The 18,477-nt window shown below is 61.2% G+C and carries 16 protein-coding genes and 1 pseudogene; 5 read left to right on the forward strand and 12 right to left on the reverse strand.

The window, feature by feature from the left end; all coding sequences use genetic code 11:
- Nucleotides 1-3 precede the first annotated feature (3 nt).
- Nucleotides 4-456, forward strand: a complete 453-nt coding sequence (locus tag A5655_RS17380; RefSeq protein ID WP_067011971.1) for a VOC family protein — start codon at nt 4-6, stop codon at nt 454-456.
- A gap of 126 nt (nt 457-582) precedes the next feature.
- Nucleotides 583-1,680 carry a GTP pyrophosphokinase family protein gene (locus tag A5655_RS27270; RefSeq protein ID WP_082978716.1) on the forward strand — a complete coding sequence of 366 codons (1,098 nt, stop codon included), beginning with the start codon at nt 583-585 and terminating at the stop codon, nt 1,678-1,680.
- 89 nt (nt 1,681-1,769) lie between these two features.
- Here A5655_RS27270 and A5655_RS27275 read toward each other — a convergent pair whose 3' ends face one another.
- The 7 genes from A5655_RS27275 to A5655_RS17405 all read right to left on the reverse strand — a co-directional run bounded on the left by A5655_RS27275 (nt 1,770) and on the right by A5655_RS17405 (nt 12,317).
- Nucleotides 1,770-3,227 (reverse strand): sigma factor-like helix-turn-helix DNA-binding protein, encoded by a 1,458-nt coding sequence (locus A5655_RS27275; RefSeq protein WP_156764899.1) that lies wholly within the window; start codon nt 3,225-3,227, stop codon nt 1,770-1,772.
- Between the two features lie 471 nt (nt 3,228-3,698).
- Nucleotides 3,699-5,375: a DEAD/DEAH box helicase gene (locus tag A5655_RS17385; protein ID WP_067011973.1), complete on the reverse strand. Its 1,677-nt coding sequence runs from the start codon at nt 5,373-5,375 to the stop codon at nt 3,699-3,701.
- Nucleotides 5,369-7,687 (reverse strand): ATP-binding protein, encoded by a 2,319-nt coding sequence (locus A5655_RS17390; RefSeq protein WP_197508725.1) that lies wholly within the window; start codon nt 7,685-7,687, stop codon nt 5,369-5,371. The genes A5655_RS17385 and A5655_RS17390 overlap by 7 nt, the downstream gene beginning before the upstream one ends.
- A gap of 434 nt (nt 7,688-8,121) precedes the next feature.
- On the reverse strand, nt 8,122-8,886 hold the full coding sequence (locus tag A5655_RS29415; RefSeq protein ID WP_082978718.1) for a very short patch repair endonuclease: 765 nt from the start codon (nt 8,884-8,886) through the stop codon (nt 8,122-8,124).
- Nucleotides 8,886-10,124: a DNA cytosine methyltransferase gene (locus A5655_RS17400; RefSeq protein WP_067011977.1), complete on the reverse strand. Its 1,239-nt coding sequence runs from the start codon at nt 10,122-10,124 to the stop codon at nt 8,886-8,888. The genes A5655_RS29415 and A5655_RS17400 overlap by 1 nt, the downstream gene beginning before the upstream one ends.
- 71 nt (nt 10,125-10,195) lie before the next feature.
- Entirely contained in the window at nt 10,196-10,936 is a 741-nt protein-coding gene (locus tag A5655_RS27285; RefSeq protein ID WP_082978719.1) for an Eco29kI family restriction endonuclease, read from the reverse strand.
- 220 nt (nt 10,937-11,156) lie between these two features.
- Nucleotides 11,157-12,317: an FIST N-terminal domain-containing protein gene (locus A5655_RS17405; protein WP_067011979.1), complete on the reverse strand. Its 1,161-nt coding sequence runs from the start codon at nt 12,315-12,317 to the stop codon at nt 11,157-11,159.
- 64 nt (nt 12,318-12,381) lie between these two features.
- On the opposite strand from A5655_RS17405, the gene A5655_RS17410 reads away from it, so the two are divergent.
- Nucleotides 12,382-13,341, forward strand: a complete 960-nt coding sequence (locus A5655_RS17410; RefSeq protein WP_067011981.1) for an SMP-30/gluconolactonase/LRE family protein — start codon at nt 12,382-12,384, stop codon at nt 13,339-13,341.
- On the opposite strand, the gene A5655_RS17415 is transcribed toward A5655_RS17410, so the two are convergent.
- The 4 genes from A5655_RS17415 to A5655_RS17430 form a co-directional block, all read right to left on the reverse strand.
- Nucleotides 13,338-14,186 carry an SDR family NAD(P)-dependent oxidoreductase gene (locus A5655_RS17415; RefSeq protein ID WP_067011983.1) on the reverse strand — a complete coding sequence of 283 codons (849 nt, stop codon included), beginning with the start codon at nt 14,184-14,186 and terminating at the stop codon, nt 13,338-13,340. The genes A5655_RS17410 and A5655_RS17415 overlap by 4 nt on opposite strands.
- 124 nt (nt 14,187-14,310) lie before the next feature.
- Nucleotides 14,311-14,703, reverse strand: a complete 393-nt coding sequence (locus A5655_RS27955; protein ID WP_067011985.1) for a hypothetical protein — start codon at nt 14,701-14,703, stop codon at nt 14,311-14,313.
- Nucleotides 14,704-14,801: 98 nt separating this feature from the next.
- On the reverse strand, nt 14,802-15,110 hold the full coding sequence (locus tag A5655_RS28790; protein WP_231999191.1) for a hypothetical protein: 309 nt from the start codon (nt 15,108-15,110) through the stop codon (nt 14,802-14,804).
- Between the two features lie 114 nt (nt 15,111-15,224).
- Entirely contained in the window at nt 15,225-16,442 is a 1,218-nt protein-coding gene (locus tag A5655_RS17430; RefSeq protein WP_067011989.1) for a hypothetical protein, read from the reverse strand.
- A 251-nt stretch (nt 16,443-16,693) separates the two neighbouring features.
- Between A5655_RS17430 and A5655_RS17435 the strand changes: the two genes are divergently transcribed.
- On the forward strand, nt 16,694-17,524 hold the full coding sequence (locus tag A5655_RS17435) for a DUF3060 domain-containing protein (RefSeq protein ID WP_067011991.1): 831 nt from the start codon (nt 16,694-16,696) through the stop codon (nt 17,522-17,524).
- A gap of 208 nt (nt 17,525-17,732) precedes the next feature.
- Nucleotides 17,733-18,182: a DUF5994 family protein gene (locus A5655_RS17440; RefSeq protein ID WP_231999190.1), complete on the forward strand. Its 450-nt coding sequence runs from the start codon at nt 17,733-17,735 to the stop codon at nt 18,180-18,182.
- On the opposite strand, the pseudogene A5655_RS27290 reads toward A5655_RS17440, so the two are convergent.
- Nucleotides 18,106-18,279, reverse strand: a pseudogene (locus tag A5655_RS27290) (helix-turn-helix domain-containing protein); the annotation flags it as partial. The gene A5655_RS17440 and the pseudogene A5655_RS27290 overlap by 77 nt on opposite strands.
- Between the last annotated feature and the right edge of the window lie 198 nt (nt 18,280-18,477).

The following is an 18,477-nucleotide window of genomic DNA, read 5'->3' on the forward strand; positions in this document are numbered from 1 at the left end:
GCGATGAGTAGTCACCGGACGACCTTCAACCATGTCGGACTGTGTGTCTCCGATCGCGAGCGGTCACGGCGGTTCTACGAAAACGTGCTCGGGTTTCAGTTCTGGTGGGAGCTTGATCCGCCCGACGGCCCCACCGCCCAGCTGGTGCAGCTTCCCGAGCCGCTCGGAGTGCATGCGACCTACTTGGTGCGCGACGGATTTGTGCTCGAACTCATGGACTACTCGAAGCGTCAGGTTCACACGGGGTGGGAGCGTGTCATGGATCAGATTGGCCTGACTCACATCTCGTTTTCGGTGTCCGATCTTGCCGGTGCGTTGGAGAAGGTCGAGGAGTTCGGGGGATCGGTGGTCAACGAGACGGTCACCGAGGCGATGGCGATGGTCCGCGATCCGGACGGACAGCTGTTGGAGCTGCTTTCGGACAAGTGGTTGTCGGCGCTGCCGCCTCGGCCTTAACGCTCGGTCAATAGGGCATGCGGTGTTGGTGCTGCGGCGGCGTGGGTCACCGCACCCGAAGCGACGGGGCCGACAGACCGACGGGAGTCACATAATAAACTCGAGCCACTGAGTATTGTTTGATTCGTGCCTGCACAAGATCAAGACGACAGAGCATTCGACACGGCAGTCGATAGCTTAGCGGACTTCGGGAAATCGTTGCGAGATCTCATCGCCACTCTGTTGCGAGAACGAGGTCTCAACGTGCACAGCGTCGACTTCAGAGTAAAAAGTTGGGCCAGCGCGACGCGAAAGTTATCGCGAGGGGTTGACAAGTACTCTGGCTACGAAGAATTAACAGATCTGCTGGGTTTACGGGTGATCACTTACTTCGCCGACGAGGTCGATAAGGTTGCGGAGGTACTCACCTCAGAATTTAACGTCGACTGGGAGAATTCAGTCGACAAAAGATCCATCATAGCCCCCGACAGGTTCGGCTATATGTCGCTTCATTACGTTGCCAAGCTCAATGAGATAAGGTCGGAACTGGCAGAGTATAGGCGGTTCGCGGCCCGGTTCTTCGAACTCCAGATTCGGTCGATATTACAGCATGCGTGGGCGGAAATTGAACATGATTTAGGGTACAAGGCCGATGGCGGTTTGCCGCGTGAATTTCGACGTAGGTTCTCGAGGCTAGCGGGTATACTTGAATTAGCTGACGATGAATTCTTCCGGCTTCGAGACGGGCTTAACCGACATAAAGTGGAAGTTATTCAAGAACTTCGGAGTAGTCCGGAGAAGCTTGATCTCGACCAAGCTACGTTGTCTGCGTTTCTCGAGGCGTCGCCCTTGAACGCGATCGACGTAGAGATCTCTGCTGCATTGGGGCAGCGCCTCGCGCCAAAGCTGGAACCACGTTATATTTCTAGCCGCGCATCTGAGTTGACTGCGTTGGGAATCACAAATATCGACGTCCTCGGTAAGGCACTAGAAAGTCGGAAATCTCATATAATTCGGTTTGCTGAGCTTTGGTCTGTTCGCAGAGTAAATGTATCACCGTCTAATGAAGTACCTCGTGGGATTTCCCTGCTTTTTCTCGGGTACACATTAGTTCCCGACTCGACGCCCGACCAAAGGACAAAATGGTTGGGAGGTCCAAATAATTTCCGCGGTGGTTTTCTTCCAGCATTGCAGACTATTTGGAAGCGAGTTGTGAGGGACCTCGGTAATCCGTCACCGCTGTAATAGCCGAATGCTGCTTCTAAGTCAAAAGTCGGCAGATTAACATGCCCGCGAACAAAATTCGGTTTTGAACATTAGTAAGGCCATCGTGTTCAGAGGTTCTCCGGCCCGGACAAGTCATTTGGGCAGACTGAGCCGCATATATGACGCAGAGCCGCACGACCCTCTAACGGGCTAATCAACACGGCTATTCGACAACCTGTACCGAGCCCCATGGATAAGACAGCTGCTCGGAGTGTCGAAATCGATGCAGTCGTGCCCCGCCGAACGATAAGTTCACCGGGCGGCTGGTCAAGACTGAACCGACGCAGGGCCGGAAAGTTATGCATACCGAGCCGCCACGTCAACCATCGATTGACGCCGATTCCACTTCCCCGGGTTATGTCGGCGTCGACTCGCAGGCTGACCGCTATCAATCTCCCATTCTGAGACTCAACCATGTTATTTGGGCGAGTCGGTTCATTCTCGATGAGCGGCTGAGCTCCGCGTTCCGTAAGGTCGTAAAGGCCATCGTTAGTTCGCCCAATGTGGATGCTCGAAAGACACTGTGTCACCCGAGAAACAGTTACCGGGTAGCGCCGAATCGTCTCTGCCGTCAGAGCTTGTAGATCTAGGGGTCCCATCTCACCCAATATCTCCAGCATGACGTCGAGCGTGGACTCATATGGCCGCGACGGCTGCACGTCCCGCCAGTCCGCAAGCACCCATGTCCCATCCGGGCGGATCTGAGCAAAACGTGAATCCCGTCGTAGTACCTCCGCGAGTGAACGAAAGGGCCGGCCGATCTCCGATGCGAGATGTTCGATTCGGGCTGGCTCACCGTGTTCTCGGAGCCACAGGAAAGTTCGGTCGGCGACTGCGTTGCGTCGTCTCACCCAACCGACATTTGTGCGAAGGATACGAGACGACGCGCCGGCGAGGATTTCTAAGACGGCCATTCCGGCAGGTAGGTCAAGTTCCTTGATCCGCCTTTGTAGCTGTTGATCAGTGCAGGGCGCCATTCCGACTAAAGTTTTGAGCCGCTGCGCTACAGAACCGTGGTTAATTTCCCACCATTCCTCAAGTTGGCCGGAGGACGCCCGCGGATGGATCAAGCCGAGCTCCCGAAGGATAATGTTCCGCGTTGGGCGTTGGTCCGCGCCAATGATTTGCGCGAGCGCATCGTCATGCAACGCGATCGCATTCCCAAAGGCGCTATGAACTGCGGCTTTTAGAGCCGGCAGCTGCTCCCGCAGCGAATCTAGGAATTTGTCTAAGGCCGATCGCTCGAGCTGACGCGCTCGCTCTCTCGATACGCCAAGCCGTTGCCCGACAACATCCAGCGTCAGGCCGTCATGTCGCCACTCCAGCACTTCACGTAGGCGGTTTTCAAGCCGAAGCCACGCATCATCAGCGTTGTGCTTCGCAATCGGGCCGCCGCCCCCAGAGACCATGCTGACATCCCTCACACCGTCACGTGAATCAACTTGAGAGCGCACCGCCGCGCGATGCGTTGGTGAAAGCGAACCGAATTGGCCGGCAACGGCCTTGTAAACGTCGATGTCGTGCAAAGCACCCAATCCCGAGGGTCACCCTCTGCGTCAGCCTTGAGGGCCGCCCAGAGTAAATGCTTAAAATCCCTAGCGGGCCCCCACGTGAATACGGCTTGTTCTTGATCCCGCGCTACGACAACTCGAAGCGGCTTGACCATGAGAGAACCGTCCTGAACCACCCAATTCTGACCGAGGGCCTTCGTAACTATCGATGCGGCGGAGGCCTGGGGATTTACGATTAGGTCGGCATACCTGCCCACTCCGTTTACGGCGCGGGACCACTCTTTCATGGGTCCGTCTTTGATCCATACACGTGCCTCATCCGAAGTCATGTACCGTGTAAGCTCGCCACCGATATCCCTCGCCTGCAACCAATTTGAATATTGTGCGGTGCGTTCACCGGATGATATATGGCCCCAGTCCAACTCATCAGCGTCTCTAAACAGCCGACTGACTATCGCCACTTCGATGTCTCTTGGAACGCGCAATTTAACTTCCCCCTTGCCATGCCGGAAACTCTAGGCGGACCTCTTCTGCGCTAGTCTCAAGATCCGCGGCGTCACGAATCCAGTGCTCTAAGAACGAACCCGCCGTTTCATCTGTAAATGCTATCTGAGATTCCTCGGGCAGCGCCAACTCTTCGACGAAAGCGCTCTGCAGCGCTATTAATGAACGCTTGATATCTAGCGCTGCCGCCACTCGCCGAAGATCAGTCACGAAATCAAGAACACGAAGAGACTCCTTGCCTTCTCGCAATCGCAGGCCCCGGCCAAGTTGCTGAACGAAAATTCTTCTACTATGCGTAACGCGCAAGAAGGCAATCAGATTCACGTCCGGGACATCAACGCCCTCGTTAAATACATCGACGCACGTGATGATCGGGACGCGGCCGAGCCGGAAAGCATTGAGTACGACTTGACGCTGCTGCCGGCCCAGACCGCTGTGTAGGCACTGCGCCCGACGCCACGACGGATCGGAGCCGGCTAATAAATCGGCCATCCGCTCGGCGTGATCGATTGTCTGACAGAAAACGATCATACGAGGGTCACGGGTCTGCTGCCATGCTGCACGAATCTGATCAACTATTTCGTCATCTCGCTGCGGGAGAAAGAGCGAGCGATTAAGTTCGCCGATTGAGTATCCATGAGTGCTATGTTCGCGTACGAATTCCCAATCAAGGTTATCCACATAAAGTCGATAGTCAACCCTCGCCAAGTAACCGCGCGCCATGCCTTCGGCTATCCCGAGTGTAAATGATGGCTCTCCGAAGCGAGTCGTGATGTCGAACTTGTCGCCGCGCCACGGCGTAGCGGTGACGCCGAACTGAGGTACGCTTTGGCAGGAGTCTAGAAGCTCTGCGAACATCCCTGTCTTCCCCACATGATGGGTCTCGTCAATCATGATTAAATCAGGCTTGTAGTCATTTCGCACAAGCCTAAGCGCCGAATCGATGGTGGCTGAGGTTATTCCATCGAGCTTGACCGGTTTATTGTCTCCGCTAATCACTTGAGTCGAAACGTACTTTGTCACATGGCGCCACATCGCGCGCTCGAGTTGTTCAACGAGTTCCTTGGTGTGAGCAATGATAAGGACTTGCGACCGGGGACTGCTGAGCAGATGGCGATTAATCACTTCGCCGGCCACAACCGTTTTCCCCAGCCCTGTTGCTAGTACGAGTAATCCACGCCTTGATGTGTGAAGGTCGGCCTCAAGCTTTCCAGCGGCATCCGTTTGGTACGGTCTCAGCTTGTATTTTGCAGGTACCCTTTCGGGCATCCGTTCCCAGATCCCCTCGAGCGTCGGGCCAGACCAGATATCGATCCGAACGCCTAACTTCTCTAACGCCTTGCGGCGGCTCTCAGCTGTCCGATTCAGTCCGGTGTTCGTGACCACAACGGCGCGATCAGCCCCATAGTCGCGTCTCGCGCGTTCGACCTCATCAACGCCTCGACGGTCGATCAACCCTCGACCCGACCATTTACATTGGATGACCCACTGCTGACGATCGCGAACTGCTAGGAGATCGGCGCCTCGGTCATTTGCCCCGTCTATTAGCCGAACATCTGAGAATCCCAGGTGCCAAAGTGCGCGCTCCACCGCATGCGATAACCCGCGCGGTCCCCCGACGAGCAGCGCCGATCTAGAAAGGAATCCTGCGATCACCATTCTGCGGAAATTTGATCGGAGAGCAATTCCATGCTGAGCCGTGTACGCCGCAGTTGAGTTGATCCAGGCGATTTAGCGAGTGTCAACAGGGTAGCGATATCGCTCAGGAGGCCCTGTACTTTTGCAAGCGAGAGGCGTTGTGTCGATGGCGCTGCCAAGTCGGCGTAAGGACCCATGAACAGACGTCCGTCCATAAATACTTCCGGCCAGGATTCCAGGAGACGCACCAAAAAAAGCGGAGGAACAAAAAGAAGAAAATCCGGATTGGACCCAAAATCCTGACTAAGATCAGTTCCACTATTTACAATGGCATTCTGTACCTCGGTGATTTCGTCAGGATTTAGGAGCGCAATCGCTCGTTCTGGATCTTCAGCGATACAATTTGCCATTCGCTGCCGGATGTCCGCAAACATTTCTCGAGCCTCGTTAGTTATTATCCCGAAGTCGAGAGCGCTGTCCGGAAGACACAGCTGTTTAAGGTCTCCCAAGATTTGAGAATGAGGGATCGGGCTTTCCGCTCTGACTTTTAGCCACGCGGCGATCTCCACGAGAATTATATCAGCAGGATCTGCACCAAATTTGCTAAAAAGCTTATGTGAAGGGTCTATGAACGCGGTAGCGTTCATTCCGGCGCCAAGTGATATCCAAACTGGGGTTTCCCTGCCTTCCGCATCTTGCAGCGGTCCAGCCGATAGCTCGCGGCATTCGACACTTATAAATCCGAGGTCCGGTAAGCCAAAATCACGCGAAAGTTCTGGCAGCAGGGTGGATTCCGATTTATAGCGTTCGATTCGTTCATATTGTGTCTCTATTCGTGGGGGGTCCGTATCCGGCCCGCCTTGTGAAGTGTTTTCGCCGAGCGACCCCGTATCGTCCGGGCCCGGAGTTGCCTGCCCCTCGCCAACACCGAGGGCTGCGAGGACCTCTGCTTCATCAGCACTCGTTGGGCCGCCATCCTCGGCCTCATCTTGTTCTAGTTTCTTTTTACGCTCCTCATGGCTTAGGACCGCTTCCCACCAGCGCAAATCGGACTGATAGTCGGGATCGCCCGCCCAAAACTTATTCGCCCAGTTCCGAGTTTCCTCGTGAATCGGCCCTTTACCGTCGCCTGGTATCAGACAGCGTAGGCCCGGGACGTTCCGACGGTATGCCTTGAAGAGCCGCCCCAGAGGACTTGTATTGTCTTCGTATCCGTGCTTGGCGGCCAGCTTCTGCTGGAGGGGGCCGCTGCCGCGGAGGTATTCCATAGCGGACCGCCAACTCCGATCGCCGTATTCGAACGCATCCTTTTGATACGTGACAGGCACATGGTCAAGGTGAATTTCCCCGATTAAGCGGCCGCCTTGATTCACAAGCTCGATTGGATATTCAGTAACTGTGCCGGCGAGTGGATCATTGATATCGACCCAGTCGAACAACCTCTTATCGTACTGCAGTATTTTTCTGCCGTTGCGCAGGAAGTCAATACCGTAATCACGCCGATGTAGATGACGCTGGACTCCTAGCCAACCGTGTATCCGGCGCTCGCGAGTAGAAAGTTCAGGACTGCGGCATTGCTCGCATTCGTCTTTGCCAACACGCTGCCAATGGCCACAGAGTCCACAGGCGTCTGCATCTTCATATTTTTCGTCAATATGTATGATCGCGGGCACTTCCTCGGCTGTCGCGCCCGAACCGTATGTCACAGAGCGTTCATCGCTCCACGCACACGGCCGCCGCGGCTTGACTCGAGTTCCCTGGATCCATAATTCGAATGGCCGATTATCTAGAATCCAGCTGTAGGTTCGCGAGAGGATTCGCCGGAGGTTCTCCGCGTTCTTGCTCAGCCAAATCGCGCGATCGTGCTTTAGGCGACGTATTTCAACACGCGTGCCGTGTTCGCTGAGATCGGCCTTAGGTTCGCGTATATCGGCAGCCTGCCAGTCGTCCCCAATCGAATCGAAGTCAATTTCCACGCCAATCCATTCGGGATCCCCCGGGCGCGTTGTTAGGACTCTTGTCACCGTCCCGAGCCGGGCGGTGCTGACATTGAAGCCCATTCCGAATAAGCCCAGTTTGTCGAATCGATCGTTGCCGGACCACCCAGCTCGCACCGCATGCTGGAGGCGTTCGAAACTCATGCCGCCGCCGGTATCTATGATGGCTACCTCGGCACCGTCCAACGGAGCGCCTGCTGCAGGTAGTGCGACACTAATTTTGAATCCACCCGGCCAAGACGAATGCATGCGGGATATCTCGGTGAAATCGTCGAAAGCGTTGTCGATCAGCTCTGCTAGGCATTGCCATTCGGCCATCTCGATTTCGCCGAGCATCCTGAGGATCCGCGGGGATGGTGTTATGTCCACAACACTCCTACTCATCGCATATTGCCACACCGTCCGAGGTGGTAGCCGGGCTCGAAGGCGGCAGCTAGCCGGTATATGCAACCACCCGTCGATCCTGTTGCTACGGCCCGGGCCTTACCATGTCTCGCAGCTTGCCGTCACGATGTTATTACGTTCGAATGACGCCCAAAAGCGCTACTGACGGTGGAAGGTCCAGCATGTAGCGGGCTGCATAGTCGGTCAGTTGCCTATGCCGGAGCTGGTTGCGCCGAAGGGTCTCTCAGTCGATGACCTGTTTCACGATCACGGCTAGACAGCCTTCCGCGCTTGCGTCAGATCGAGGATGACGCGCCACGCGCGGATCCGCCATGCTGCGCTGCTGCGCCTGGACGGCATCGGTGCTGAAATGGTTACCTCGCCGATCATCGAACGCGCGCCCGAAGCTCGCGGCGTATGTGCGCAGCGGCTTCGGCCATGTCCTCGTGCTCCCACACACGTATAACCCGCCAGCCGCCGTCTGAGAGCATCTGATCAGTCTCCCGATCACGCGTTCTGTTCTCAACGAGCTTCGCGTCCCAGAACTCGGCGTTGGTTCGAGCAGGGCGGTAATGCTGCGGACAACCGTGCCAGAAGCATCCATCTACGAATACGGCTATTCTCGCGCGCGGGAAGAGTAAATCTGCACGGCGCCGAATTCGCGCGAGCGGAGCGGCGTCGACTCGATACCGCAAGCCCATAGCGTGCAGTAGCGACCGCAGGTGCCGCTCGGGCCGTGTGTCGCGGCGTGGGTTTGCGCGCATTACCGAGCGCACAGCCGGTGTGGTGGCCCAAGAGTTCGCGGTGCGTGACTGCTTTTCGCTCCTCGGTATCAATTCACGCTCCCGAACTTTTAGCCACGCATTCGAGAGGAGCTCGGCTCGGCTCGTTCCAGTCACTTCACCGATGTAGCGCTCGATAGTGCGGGAGTCGTGGCCCCACCGAAGGTAGGCGTAAATTCGTCGACCCCCACGTGGCATCCGCAGTGCCACCGAAGCAGTCGCTGGCTCACCGCCCGATGTGGGGATCCGCCGCACTTCGGCCGATCCTGCGGCGGCGTCTTGCTCGGCGGTACGCTCGGAACGGGTCATCCCTTGTGGCGCCCTCCAAGTAACGTCGGGAAGAATCTCTCGCTTCCAACTGGATGCCATCAGTTCACTATTTTCGTCGAACGCAACGCCTTTGCAACGGCATTCGCCATCACAAGGCCGAGCTCCACCGGAACGGCGTTTCCAAGCTGACGCATTTGTTCGCCCCGGGGACCCGCAAGCCACCAGTTGTCGGGAAAGGTCATGATCCGTGCCACTTCGCGGACTGTCAGGTATCGGATTGCGCCGTCATCCTTTCGAAGAACGCTCTCGCCGCCTGGCACGCCGTGAACGCCAGCCTTAACCGTCTTCGCCGGACGATCTAGCTCGTTCGGTGTATGCCCAGCATATATTCGCGCTCCTGGCCAGCCCACGTGGTGCAGCCAGCTAGGGTGATCAACCTTGTATCCGATCGGTTCGGGCAAGTCACCGATAGCGTCTCGCAGAGTCTGCCAACGGGCGAGCCCATCGTCCGGCGGGAGTCCTGCTCGCGTCAGGTCCGCACCGGGCGCGCGAGGTGCGATGTCATGGTCGGCCCAGTACTCTCCGCTCATCTGTTCATGTAGCAGCGCCGACTCTGAATGCGTCGACTTGGGGAACTTCCAGCCGCCGAGGCCGAGGTCGCGCCGAAATGCCACGACGAAAACTCGCCAGCGTTGTTGTGGCACACCGTAATCGGCCGCGTTGACGAGTCGGAAGTGAACGTCATATCTCTCAGTCGGGTCAACGCCATCTGTCTTCAGCGCCTTGACTAACCGTTTATCGTGATCGAACCATTCCTCACCTTCGATCCTCTGCTCGAACGGCGCGGCAAGTTCGCGCAATATGTAGTCGTAGTAGGGCCGGAATGAGGGTCGAAGCAAGCCCTTCACATTCTCTGCAATTACCGCGCGGGGTCGCACTTCGCGGACACAGCGGAACAGCTCAGGCCACATATTGCGTGAGTCATCGAAACCCCGGTGGACACCGCCGAGGCTCCACGGTTGGCACGGCACCCCACCGGCCACCACATCGGCTTTACCTTCCAGCGGCGTGAAATCGACCTTACGTATATCTCCTTCTACCAGCGGCCACAGGTCATTGGAGTCCTGAAGTAGGAGCGTCCCGGCGTCGACATCAGAAGCCACGTTCGCGAGAAGTGTTGCACACGCACGGCGATCTACTTCGACGGCGAGTTGGTGACGAAAGCCTGCCCTGTGCATCGCTAAGGCGAGTCCACCCGTTCCGGTGAACAGCTCGATGCTCGTACCGACACGTAGAACTCCGCGTCCACCAGCATGTTTCCGGCCGACAACAGTCATGGGCAAACCGTACCGCGGAGAGGCGACAAACTAATGGAACGGCGCGGAGGTTGCGGTCATGCGTACGTGACTCAGATTTCGGGCGCGGAGTCGATTTCCGAAAGCTCTTCAATTTCTTCGTTAACCATGGCGTGCTCGACTTCGGCATCGATCGAAGGCACCGCGTCGAGGTTTGGCAGCGTCAGCTTTGCGAGGTGCTCCGTCACGAGCGCCGCGAGTACCTCGGCTGACTTGTCGGGCGGCGGAAGGCTCGCTGCCCAGGGTCGACCTGGGTGCAGCTCGTCCCAATACGAACGGGCCTGATCCTTTCGTCCACTACCTGGCGTATGGTTCCCGAACCCATCCACGAGCACGTTCCAGACCGGACGGTAGTGACCGATCAGCAGCATCTCGCCGAGCGGTACCCATATGTCCTCTGCAACTAGGTACCGGCATTTGAAGTCGGTCAAATCCAGGTTTTGTGTGTTGCTCTTATGTGCGAAGTCAGTTACTTGCTTAATTGAGTTCTTGTGTTCGCGCAGTCTTTCATAGAGTTTTGGCTCGGTGGTCGTCGCCTCCAAACCGACGCCGTGCCGCGCGCCGGGCGGCCGCGCCCGGCCGACATAGATGGGAACGCTGCCTTCCTCAACCGTCGTAGGGGTGATCGACTCGTACAAGGAAAGCGGCCCGTTGTAATAGATCGCGTAGAGGCCGGCACCAGGAAATTTCGATTCGGGCGGCAAGGGCACTAGAGGTCTTGCAAGCAGAGCCCGTTCCACACTCTTGCCAAGTTCCAGGCGATCCAGTGGGTTGAACGGTCTGATGTCGCTCACCCTGGACAGCTTATTGGCCTCGTTGCTGCCGTAAATCCCAGGTGTGGCGAGGCTGTCGAAGCAGATTCTGATCTGTGGCGCAGCTATTGATGCGCGGTTGTCGGCGTAGGCCCTTACCGACAGGCATCTGTCGTACCTCCAGCCTGTGGTGCGGTGCGGGACTCAGACGATACACCTTGTGGCGCAACCGAAGCAGGGTTTGTCCCACTTCCATCCGCAGTCAGCTCGTATCTTCGACGAACAGCGCCATCGACGCGGTGAATCCGTGCAACGCGTTGCGGCCCGCGATCGGGCCGATCTCGCCGGCGGCGAAGAAGCCGGCGAGCGGAATCCCGCCGAGTAGTTCCTCGATCATCGACGCGTCGTGGTCGGCGATCCCGAACATCCGCCGGCCGCGCCCGTTGCAGGTGAACAACAGCGCGCCCACCGGACGCCCGGGCAACTCCGCTACAGCCCGCTCCACGGTCAGGCGCAGGTCCTTGGCGGCCCCCGCCGCGTCACGGACCTGGAACTGCACCGTCGCGCCGACGTCGACGACATCGCCGATCTCGATCGCCCCGGTCGATTCGTCGGCGCCGAGCAGCCCGCGGATCAGGAAGTCGCCCTGGCCCGGCACCGCCAGGTGCTCGTCGACGACGATCCCAATCGACAGTCCGTGGCTGATCAGTTCCTGCTCGTCGGGCGGCAACCCCTCGACGATCTCACGCAGGCGCTGCAGCGGCGTGCGGCCGCCCAGCTCGGTGATCCGCGCGCCGTCCGCGCCGGTGACGATGTACGGGTCGCCGACCGGCCGGCAGCCCTGCGACACGATCGGGACTACGTGCACGCCTGGTAGGCGCACGCCCACGAGGCCCGAGGTGAGCACGCCGTGGTCGCGGAACAGCCGGGTGTCGCCCGGTCCCCGCCCACCGCTCACCAGGCCGCCCACCACGGTCGTTCCGGGCAGATCGGTGTTGAGGTGCTCGACGAGCAGGCTCGACGGGAAGGTGTACGGGTCCGGCAACAGCAGGTGCAGATCGCGCGCGGTCCGGTCGAATCGGTAACCGGTGATCAGGCCGCCCGAGCCGGTGCGCACGAAGTCCAGCTGGAACGTCTCGGCTTGCAGGCCGGACCCCAGCCATACCGCCACCGACGGCCCGTCCTCCATCTCGCGGCGGCCGGCGACGATCCCCTGGGCGACACAACCGATCAGCGCGGGCGCCTCGACCATCCGCTGCACCGCGTCTAGGAGGTCCACAGCCTGGCCGGTGTGTGATCGCGACCCGAGTAGCACGGCCAGCGACGGCGCCTCGCCCGCAAGCTCGTCGCGCGCGTGCGCTGTGGCCTCCACCGCGGCCTGCCGTGCGTCGGGCGCGGTAGAAACCCCGACTCCGATTCGCACCCTTACATGATGCGCCACCTCCGCTAGCCTGACGTTGACTGCGACAAGTCCACGAGGGGCGTCGATGAGTGCAACGGGCGAGACCACCATCGGCGTGACCGGTTTGCAGCCCGTCGGGCGCGGCGTCGAACGCCCGGAACACGTTTTGGTGGCGGGCGATGGCCGAGTGTTCGCCTCCGATAAGGCCTCGGCCGTCGCGGAACTCGTTGACGAGAAGACCATTCGGCGCATCGGGCAGGCGGGCGGCGAGCCGAACGGGATCGCGATCGACCGCGACGGCCACTTTCTGATCGCCAACTGGGGCTTGGGCGTGCTGCAGGATCTCGACCCACAGACGGGCGAAATCACCAGGATATTAAGCGGAGAGCTCGATGGACGCCCGCTGCGATGGTTGAACTTCGTCCTAGTGGATTCCGTTGGGGCGTTGTGGTGTTCGGTGAGCACGATGGCAGACAACCTTCTGGACACCATCGCAAGAGGCACGGCTGATGGGTTCATCTTTCAGGTCGCACCGGATCGCCAATCGGCCCACGTGGTTGCTGATGCGGTGAGCTTCCCGAACTGCATGGCGCTGGATCGCAACGAGGACTTTCTATACGTCGTCCGCACGGTAGCCGCCGACGTGGTGCGATTTCCGATTCGCGGCGAAACACTCGGCCCGCTAGAGCGATTCGGCCCGCCGCTGGGGGACCGACGCCCCGACGAGTTCGGCCCCGACGCCGGCCGGTTCCTGGCCTACCCCCAGGTGGGCCGGCGGTGGGGGATGGCCGACGGATGCGCGTTCGACGCCGATGGAAACCTTTGGGTGACACTCGTTCTCGCCAACAGGATCGTGGCGATCAGCCCGGATGGCCAGGCAACGACCATTATCGAAGACGCCGACGGCGCGCTATTGAAAGGCCCGACCAGCATCGCCTGGGGCGGGCAGGACATGCGCGACATCTACATCGGCTCGATCGCGGCCCCATACATCCTCAAGGGCAGAAGCTCGGTGCCCGGCCTACCGCTAATCCATCAACGCTAGCCGCCCGACGGCCCGGGCTTCATGAAGTCGGGCAGTGCCTGATCCGGGTCCGAAGGGATCATCGACTCGGGCAACCCCCACAGCTGGCGGATGGTAGCACCGCCGTCGACGACGAGCGTCTGGCCGGTGATGCGGGCGGCCAGCTCGGAGGAGAGAAACAACGCGGCGTTGGCGATGTCATGCGCGCGGGGCGCCGCCAGCGGGTTAATTCCGTTGACGGCGTACTCGTTTGGCGGCTGGTCCTCGTTGCCGGTGCCCACGTTGCCCGGCGCGACGGCATTGGCGCGAATGCCATACCGCCCCAGCTCGTCGGCGAAGGTCTTGACGAGCGAGATGACGCCGGCCTTAGCGGCGCCGTAGGCGGCGTGGTAGGTCGCCGCCGCGATGCCGTCGACCGAGGCGATCGCCACCAGCGACCCGCCGCTGCGCTGGGCGATCATGTACCTCCCGACGGCTTGGAAGAGGTAGAAGACCTGGGTCAGGTTGTAGTGGATCGCCGCGTCCCACAACTGGGTGCTGGTCTCCTCGACCTTCGACCACGTCGCACCGCCGATGATGTCGACGCACACGTCGACCCCGCCCAGCGCCGCGACGGCGTCGTCGATCGCCCGCCCGACCTGCACGGGGTCGGTCATGTCGGCGACGATCGGCACGGCCTTGCCTCCCCGGCCGACGATCTCGTCGGCGATGCGATGCGCGCGCTGCTCGTCGATGTCGATACAGGCCACCGTCGCCCCCGCCTCGGCGAGGGCCAGCGACGTGAACCAGCCATGGCCCGCACGCTCCGGGATGTAGCCCGCACCCGACACCACCGCGCGCCTACCGGACAGCCCCAAATCGATCACGGCCGACCTCCATTGCGCCCCAACGAGTCAGCCAGTGCTGGCCGACGATCGTACTGGTGGAGTATCGAGACGGCGTCGATCGCTGTCAATGACGCCCAACGACCCCGACCCGCCGGCAAGCCGCTTACGCCGGCTTCTCGTCAGCGGATCTTCGCATCGGCTCCCAGCGTCCTTCAGGTTGCGCGAGGCGGTCGGCGATCACGTAGAGGGTTTCGAGGTTGTGTCCGTATCCGAAATGGCTGCTATGGACTTCAATGTTTTCGGTCCGCGGCGCGGGCAGGCTGGTGCAGCACCGCCACGCCACGATCCCGTCGGTCTTGCTGTAGATGCAGGTGGTTGGCACCGTCAACGGCTGCTCGCGCCTGATGCGGGCGGCTTCCGATACGGCCGCGGTGGCGCTCGCACCCCGGTTGAGCAGCTGCCACATGCGCCAGGCATGGGTGGCCCGGTGATCGCCGCGGAACGGGGAACCCAAAGTGATCACCGATCGCACATCATCGGGGAAGGCGCGCGCCAACTCGCGGGCATAGATGCCGCCTGCACTCCAACCGATGACGCTGACCCGCCGTCCGTGGCGCGACCGCAGCTGGTGAAGACGCGCCGGCAGCTGCTCGTTCAGGCTGGGCCGGTACCCCAGGTTGACACCGAGGCGCCAGTCGTGAGCGTGATATCCCAGCTCGCGCAGCGTGCCGCGCAGGAACTGAGTTGATCGCGCACCGGCCAGAAACCCGGAAGCACCAGCACCGGGTGTCCGTCGCCGTGGGGCCAACGGGCGATCACGTCACGGGAAAGCTGCGCCACCAGGTATTCGGGGATGGCCCGCAGTTCGAGCGCGCGCAGCCAGTTGCCTGGCGCGGTCACGCCAACGGCGTCGGGCACGCCAGTGGCTTCGGGGCTGCCCACTCGATGAGAAACAGAGGGCATAGGTGGTGTCTCCTTACTGCACGCACTTGCTGGCGCGTCACGACCAGCATTGCACTCACAAACCTGGATCGTCAGCAGGTTCAATGACGAGTCTCGACCGCTGCCACCGACGGCTCAATGCGCCGCCGGCGTTGATGCCGAGCCGTCTGGCTCTTCATCGGTGGCGTTGCCCCGGAATGGACTCGCGACGTGTGCGCCCAAACCGACCAGCCCTCGGCCGACGGCCGCCAGCGCGCGGCCCGTCGTGCTGCCAACCGCCCCGATGGTGGCGAACGCGGCGTCGAACACGCTCGGAATGTGGAAGTCCTCCCAGGTCTCGACCTGGTGGTGGCGCGCTTCGGCGAAACGGTCGAGCTCGTCGCGAACCGCGCGGCGCTGCCGGGCCAGCTCTCGCACCGCCCAGAACCGGAAGCCGTCGAGCACTGCCGGCTTGGCGAACCGGTCGAGGATTTCCTTCGCTTTCCCGTAGATGTCGACGTCTTCGCGCAGATGATGGTCGACGAGCTCGCGGGCCTCGTCGATCGCCCGCAGCAGCTGCTCGGGTTGCGTCACCTCGATGCGCGCCAGGTTCAGCCGCTGCCATTTGTGCAGCGCTCCCTCGGCGATCACCAGCAGGCTCAGGGTTTCGCCAAGTCGGTTGTCGCTGACCGCGTTTCGCAGCTTCTCGGCGCGGTGTTGCACGCCGAGGGTGTGGTCGAACGACGCCAGGATGCGCCGGACGTGGTTGCGCAGTTGTTCGACGGTGACATTGAGCGCGGGCCCCAAAGCGACCACCGACTCCCAGTACGCGTCGGGGAGTGACCCGTACTTTTCCAGCGAGTCGACCATCCGCGTAATCGTCAGGCTGTTGCCCAGGACGTCGCCGGCGCGCTGCGCCCGGGCGACCTCGAGCACCGAGTCAACTTTGTCTTCCACGCGCCGGACGGCGTCCTCCACCTGGGCGACCGCGGACGTCAACGCCATCTGCACGGCGATCATCTGCGCCGACGCGATCGCTTCCGGACCGAGCAGCGCCGGTCGCCACTGCAGGGGCGCGGGGAACTGACCTCCATCCGTCAGCACCCGAAAGACACCGTCGCCCAAGGGAACGAGATTGCCGTCTTTCAACGCGTCGAGGCTCTCGCGATGCAGCTGCACGTACTTGCCGGAGTCGGCCAGCAGCGAGGTCAGCCCGGCGAGCCCGCTCGCGAGCGAGCCGCCGTCGATCCCGGCCACTCGCATGGCCTGGCCCGCGGCCGCCCGCAGCCGCGCCAGATAGGACTCGACGGCGGCGGCGTCACCGCCGACCAGCAGGCCCTCGTCGTGCAACGACACCACGACCTCGTCGGTCATCTCGGATGTGCTCACGGGGCACCCCCAAAAATCCGTCGGCGTGCGAGCGAGCAGGCCGAGAGTGAGCGGGTGTGGCTGGTTCAGCGAGTGCGGACGTTACACCGAGGTGTCCGCTCGAACCCCCGCTTCGGCGCCTATTCAGGAGGAATTCACCGGATACGCGGAGTGGTCCCAGAAACCACCACACCCACAGCGCGTCGCGGCAAATTGAGGGCTGTCCGCCCAGCTGCGGATGTGGAACCATTTGGCAAATGAAGGACGACGATCCCGAAAAGCGGATCCGCGAGTTAGAACGCGAGCTTGCCGACGTCACGCGGCCCCCGCAGAGCCCGCCGCCGTACACGAGCGGCGAGACGTATACGGAGAACCCTCCGCCCTACACGGGCGGCGCGACCTACACGGGCGACGCCACCTACACGCCCGGTCCGACCTACACCGGACGTGCGACCTACACCGGCGGCGCGCAGTACGGCTGGGGCGCCCCGCCGCCGCGGCGCAACAGGTCCTACCCGTGGTACCTCGTCCTCGTGCTGCTGGCGGTCGTGGTGCCGATCATCATCAGCCTGGTGATGATGTTCGCCCGGTCATCGGTGGGCAGTTCGATTTCGCGAGGCGCCGGCAGGACGACGTCCACCGGCCCCACCGCGGTGCCGCAGGGCGGCGAGTTGCGCGTCAGCGACAACAACCAGGCCAGGACGATCGCCTGCAACAACGGCAAGCTCACCCTGGCCGCGTACGACAGCAAGTATGTGGTCACCGGCCACTGCGCCAGCCTGACCGTGGGCGGCTACGACAACAACGTCACCGTCGAGGACGCCGACGCCATCGAATCGACCGGATACAGCAACGTCGTCATGGTCAAGGGCTGCGACAACGCCAACCTGAAGATCTCGAGCTACGGCAACGAATTCAACGTCACCGGCCACTGCGCCGGGCTCGCGATCTCGAGCTACAACAACAAGGTCAACGTCGACAGCGTCGACGCCATCACCGTCTCCGGGTACGGCAATAACATCACCTACCACACGGGCACGCCGAAGATCACGAACTCTGGCTACGACAACAACATTCAGCGGGGCTGAATCGGCGATGGTGCGTCGGCCGCTGGAAACCGGACCCACGCGGGTTCGCGGCGACGCACTGGCGTACCGTCGAGAACGAGCTTTTTTCGTTGTCAGCGCTGCTCATCCGCGGATGGCATCCACAGGCAATGCGATTCCTCCGTCGCCCCACCGCCCGGGGCGGTCGCTCCCGACCGTGAAGGAACTGCCCGTGGATACCGCAGTAACGATGCCTCACCTCCGGGGCCGGCACGGAACCAACCCGATACGGGTATGCGTGGCGCGCGAATTGGGCCACGACATCGACGGCGCGTGGTGGCCGCGCGTGGACCGGATCGCCAATGAACTGCCCTCGCTGGTTACGGTCCTGACCCCGCTGCTCGGCGACATCAAATCCATCAATGTCAACTGGTCACCTTTGCAACGACCGCCCGACCTGAACTGGCCGGGGTGGGAGCAAAAACGCCAGCACGTGATGAGCGTCAACGGCTGGGACGCGTGCGCCAACCTGCTGATCGTCCCGTATGCGACCAACACCGCGCTCGCCCAGATGGTGCTGCGCCTGGCGGCCGACCTGCCCATCGAGATCGCGGACCGCAACAAGCGCGGCCCACCAGGCCGGCGCGCGAACCGAATGAGTGATAGAGCGCGCCGTTGGACACGCCGGTCGCGTCGCTGATCGCGCGGATCGTGACGGCGGCGGGCCCGGACTCCGCCGCCAACAACTCCACGGCATCAAGGATCTGATCCTGGTCATGGACGCGAGGGCGGGGCACCTCGCAAGGATAACAGAGCGTCCGCTCTGTTATCTACCGGGCGTTCGTCAGGCCTGCGTCGGCGCCGCCAGGTCGCATTGGCGCTGCGCGGCGCACAGGATCGAGCCGGCGGTCACGAAGGCGCGCTTGTTGCGGTCCGCGATCTCGATGGGCAGGTCGGCCGCCAGGCGCAGCACCATCTGGGCGAGCGCGGTGTTG

Origin of the sequence: Mycobacterium sp. 1081908.1 (assembly GCF_001673535.1) — a bacterium.
In the GTDB taxonomy this organism is placed as follows: Bacteria; Actinomycetota; Actinomycetes; order Mycobacteriales; family Mycobacteriaceae; genus Mycobacterium.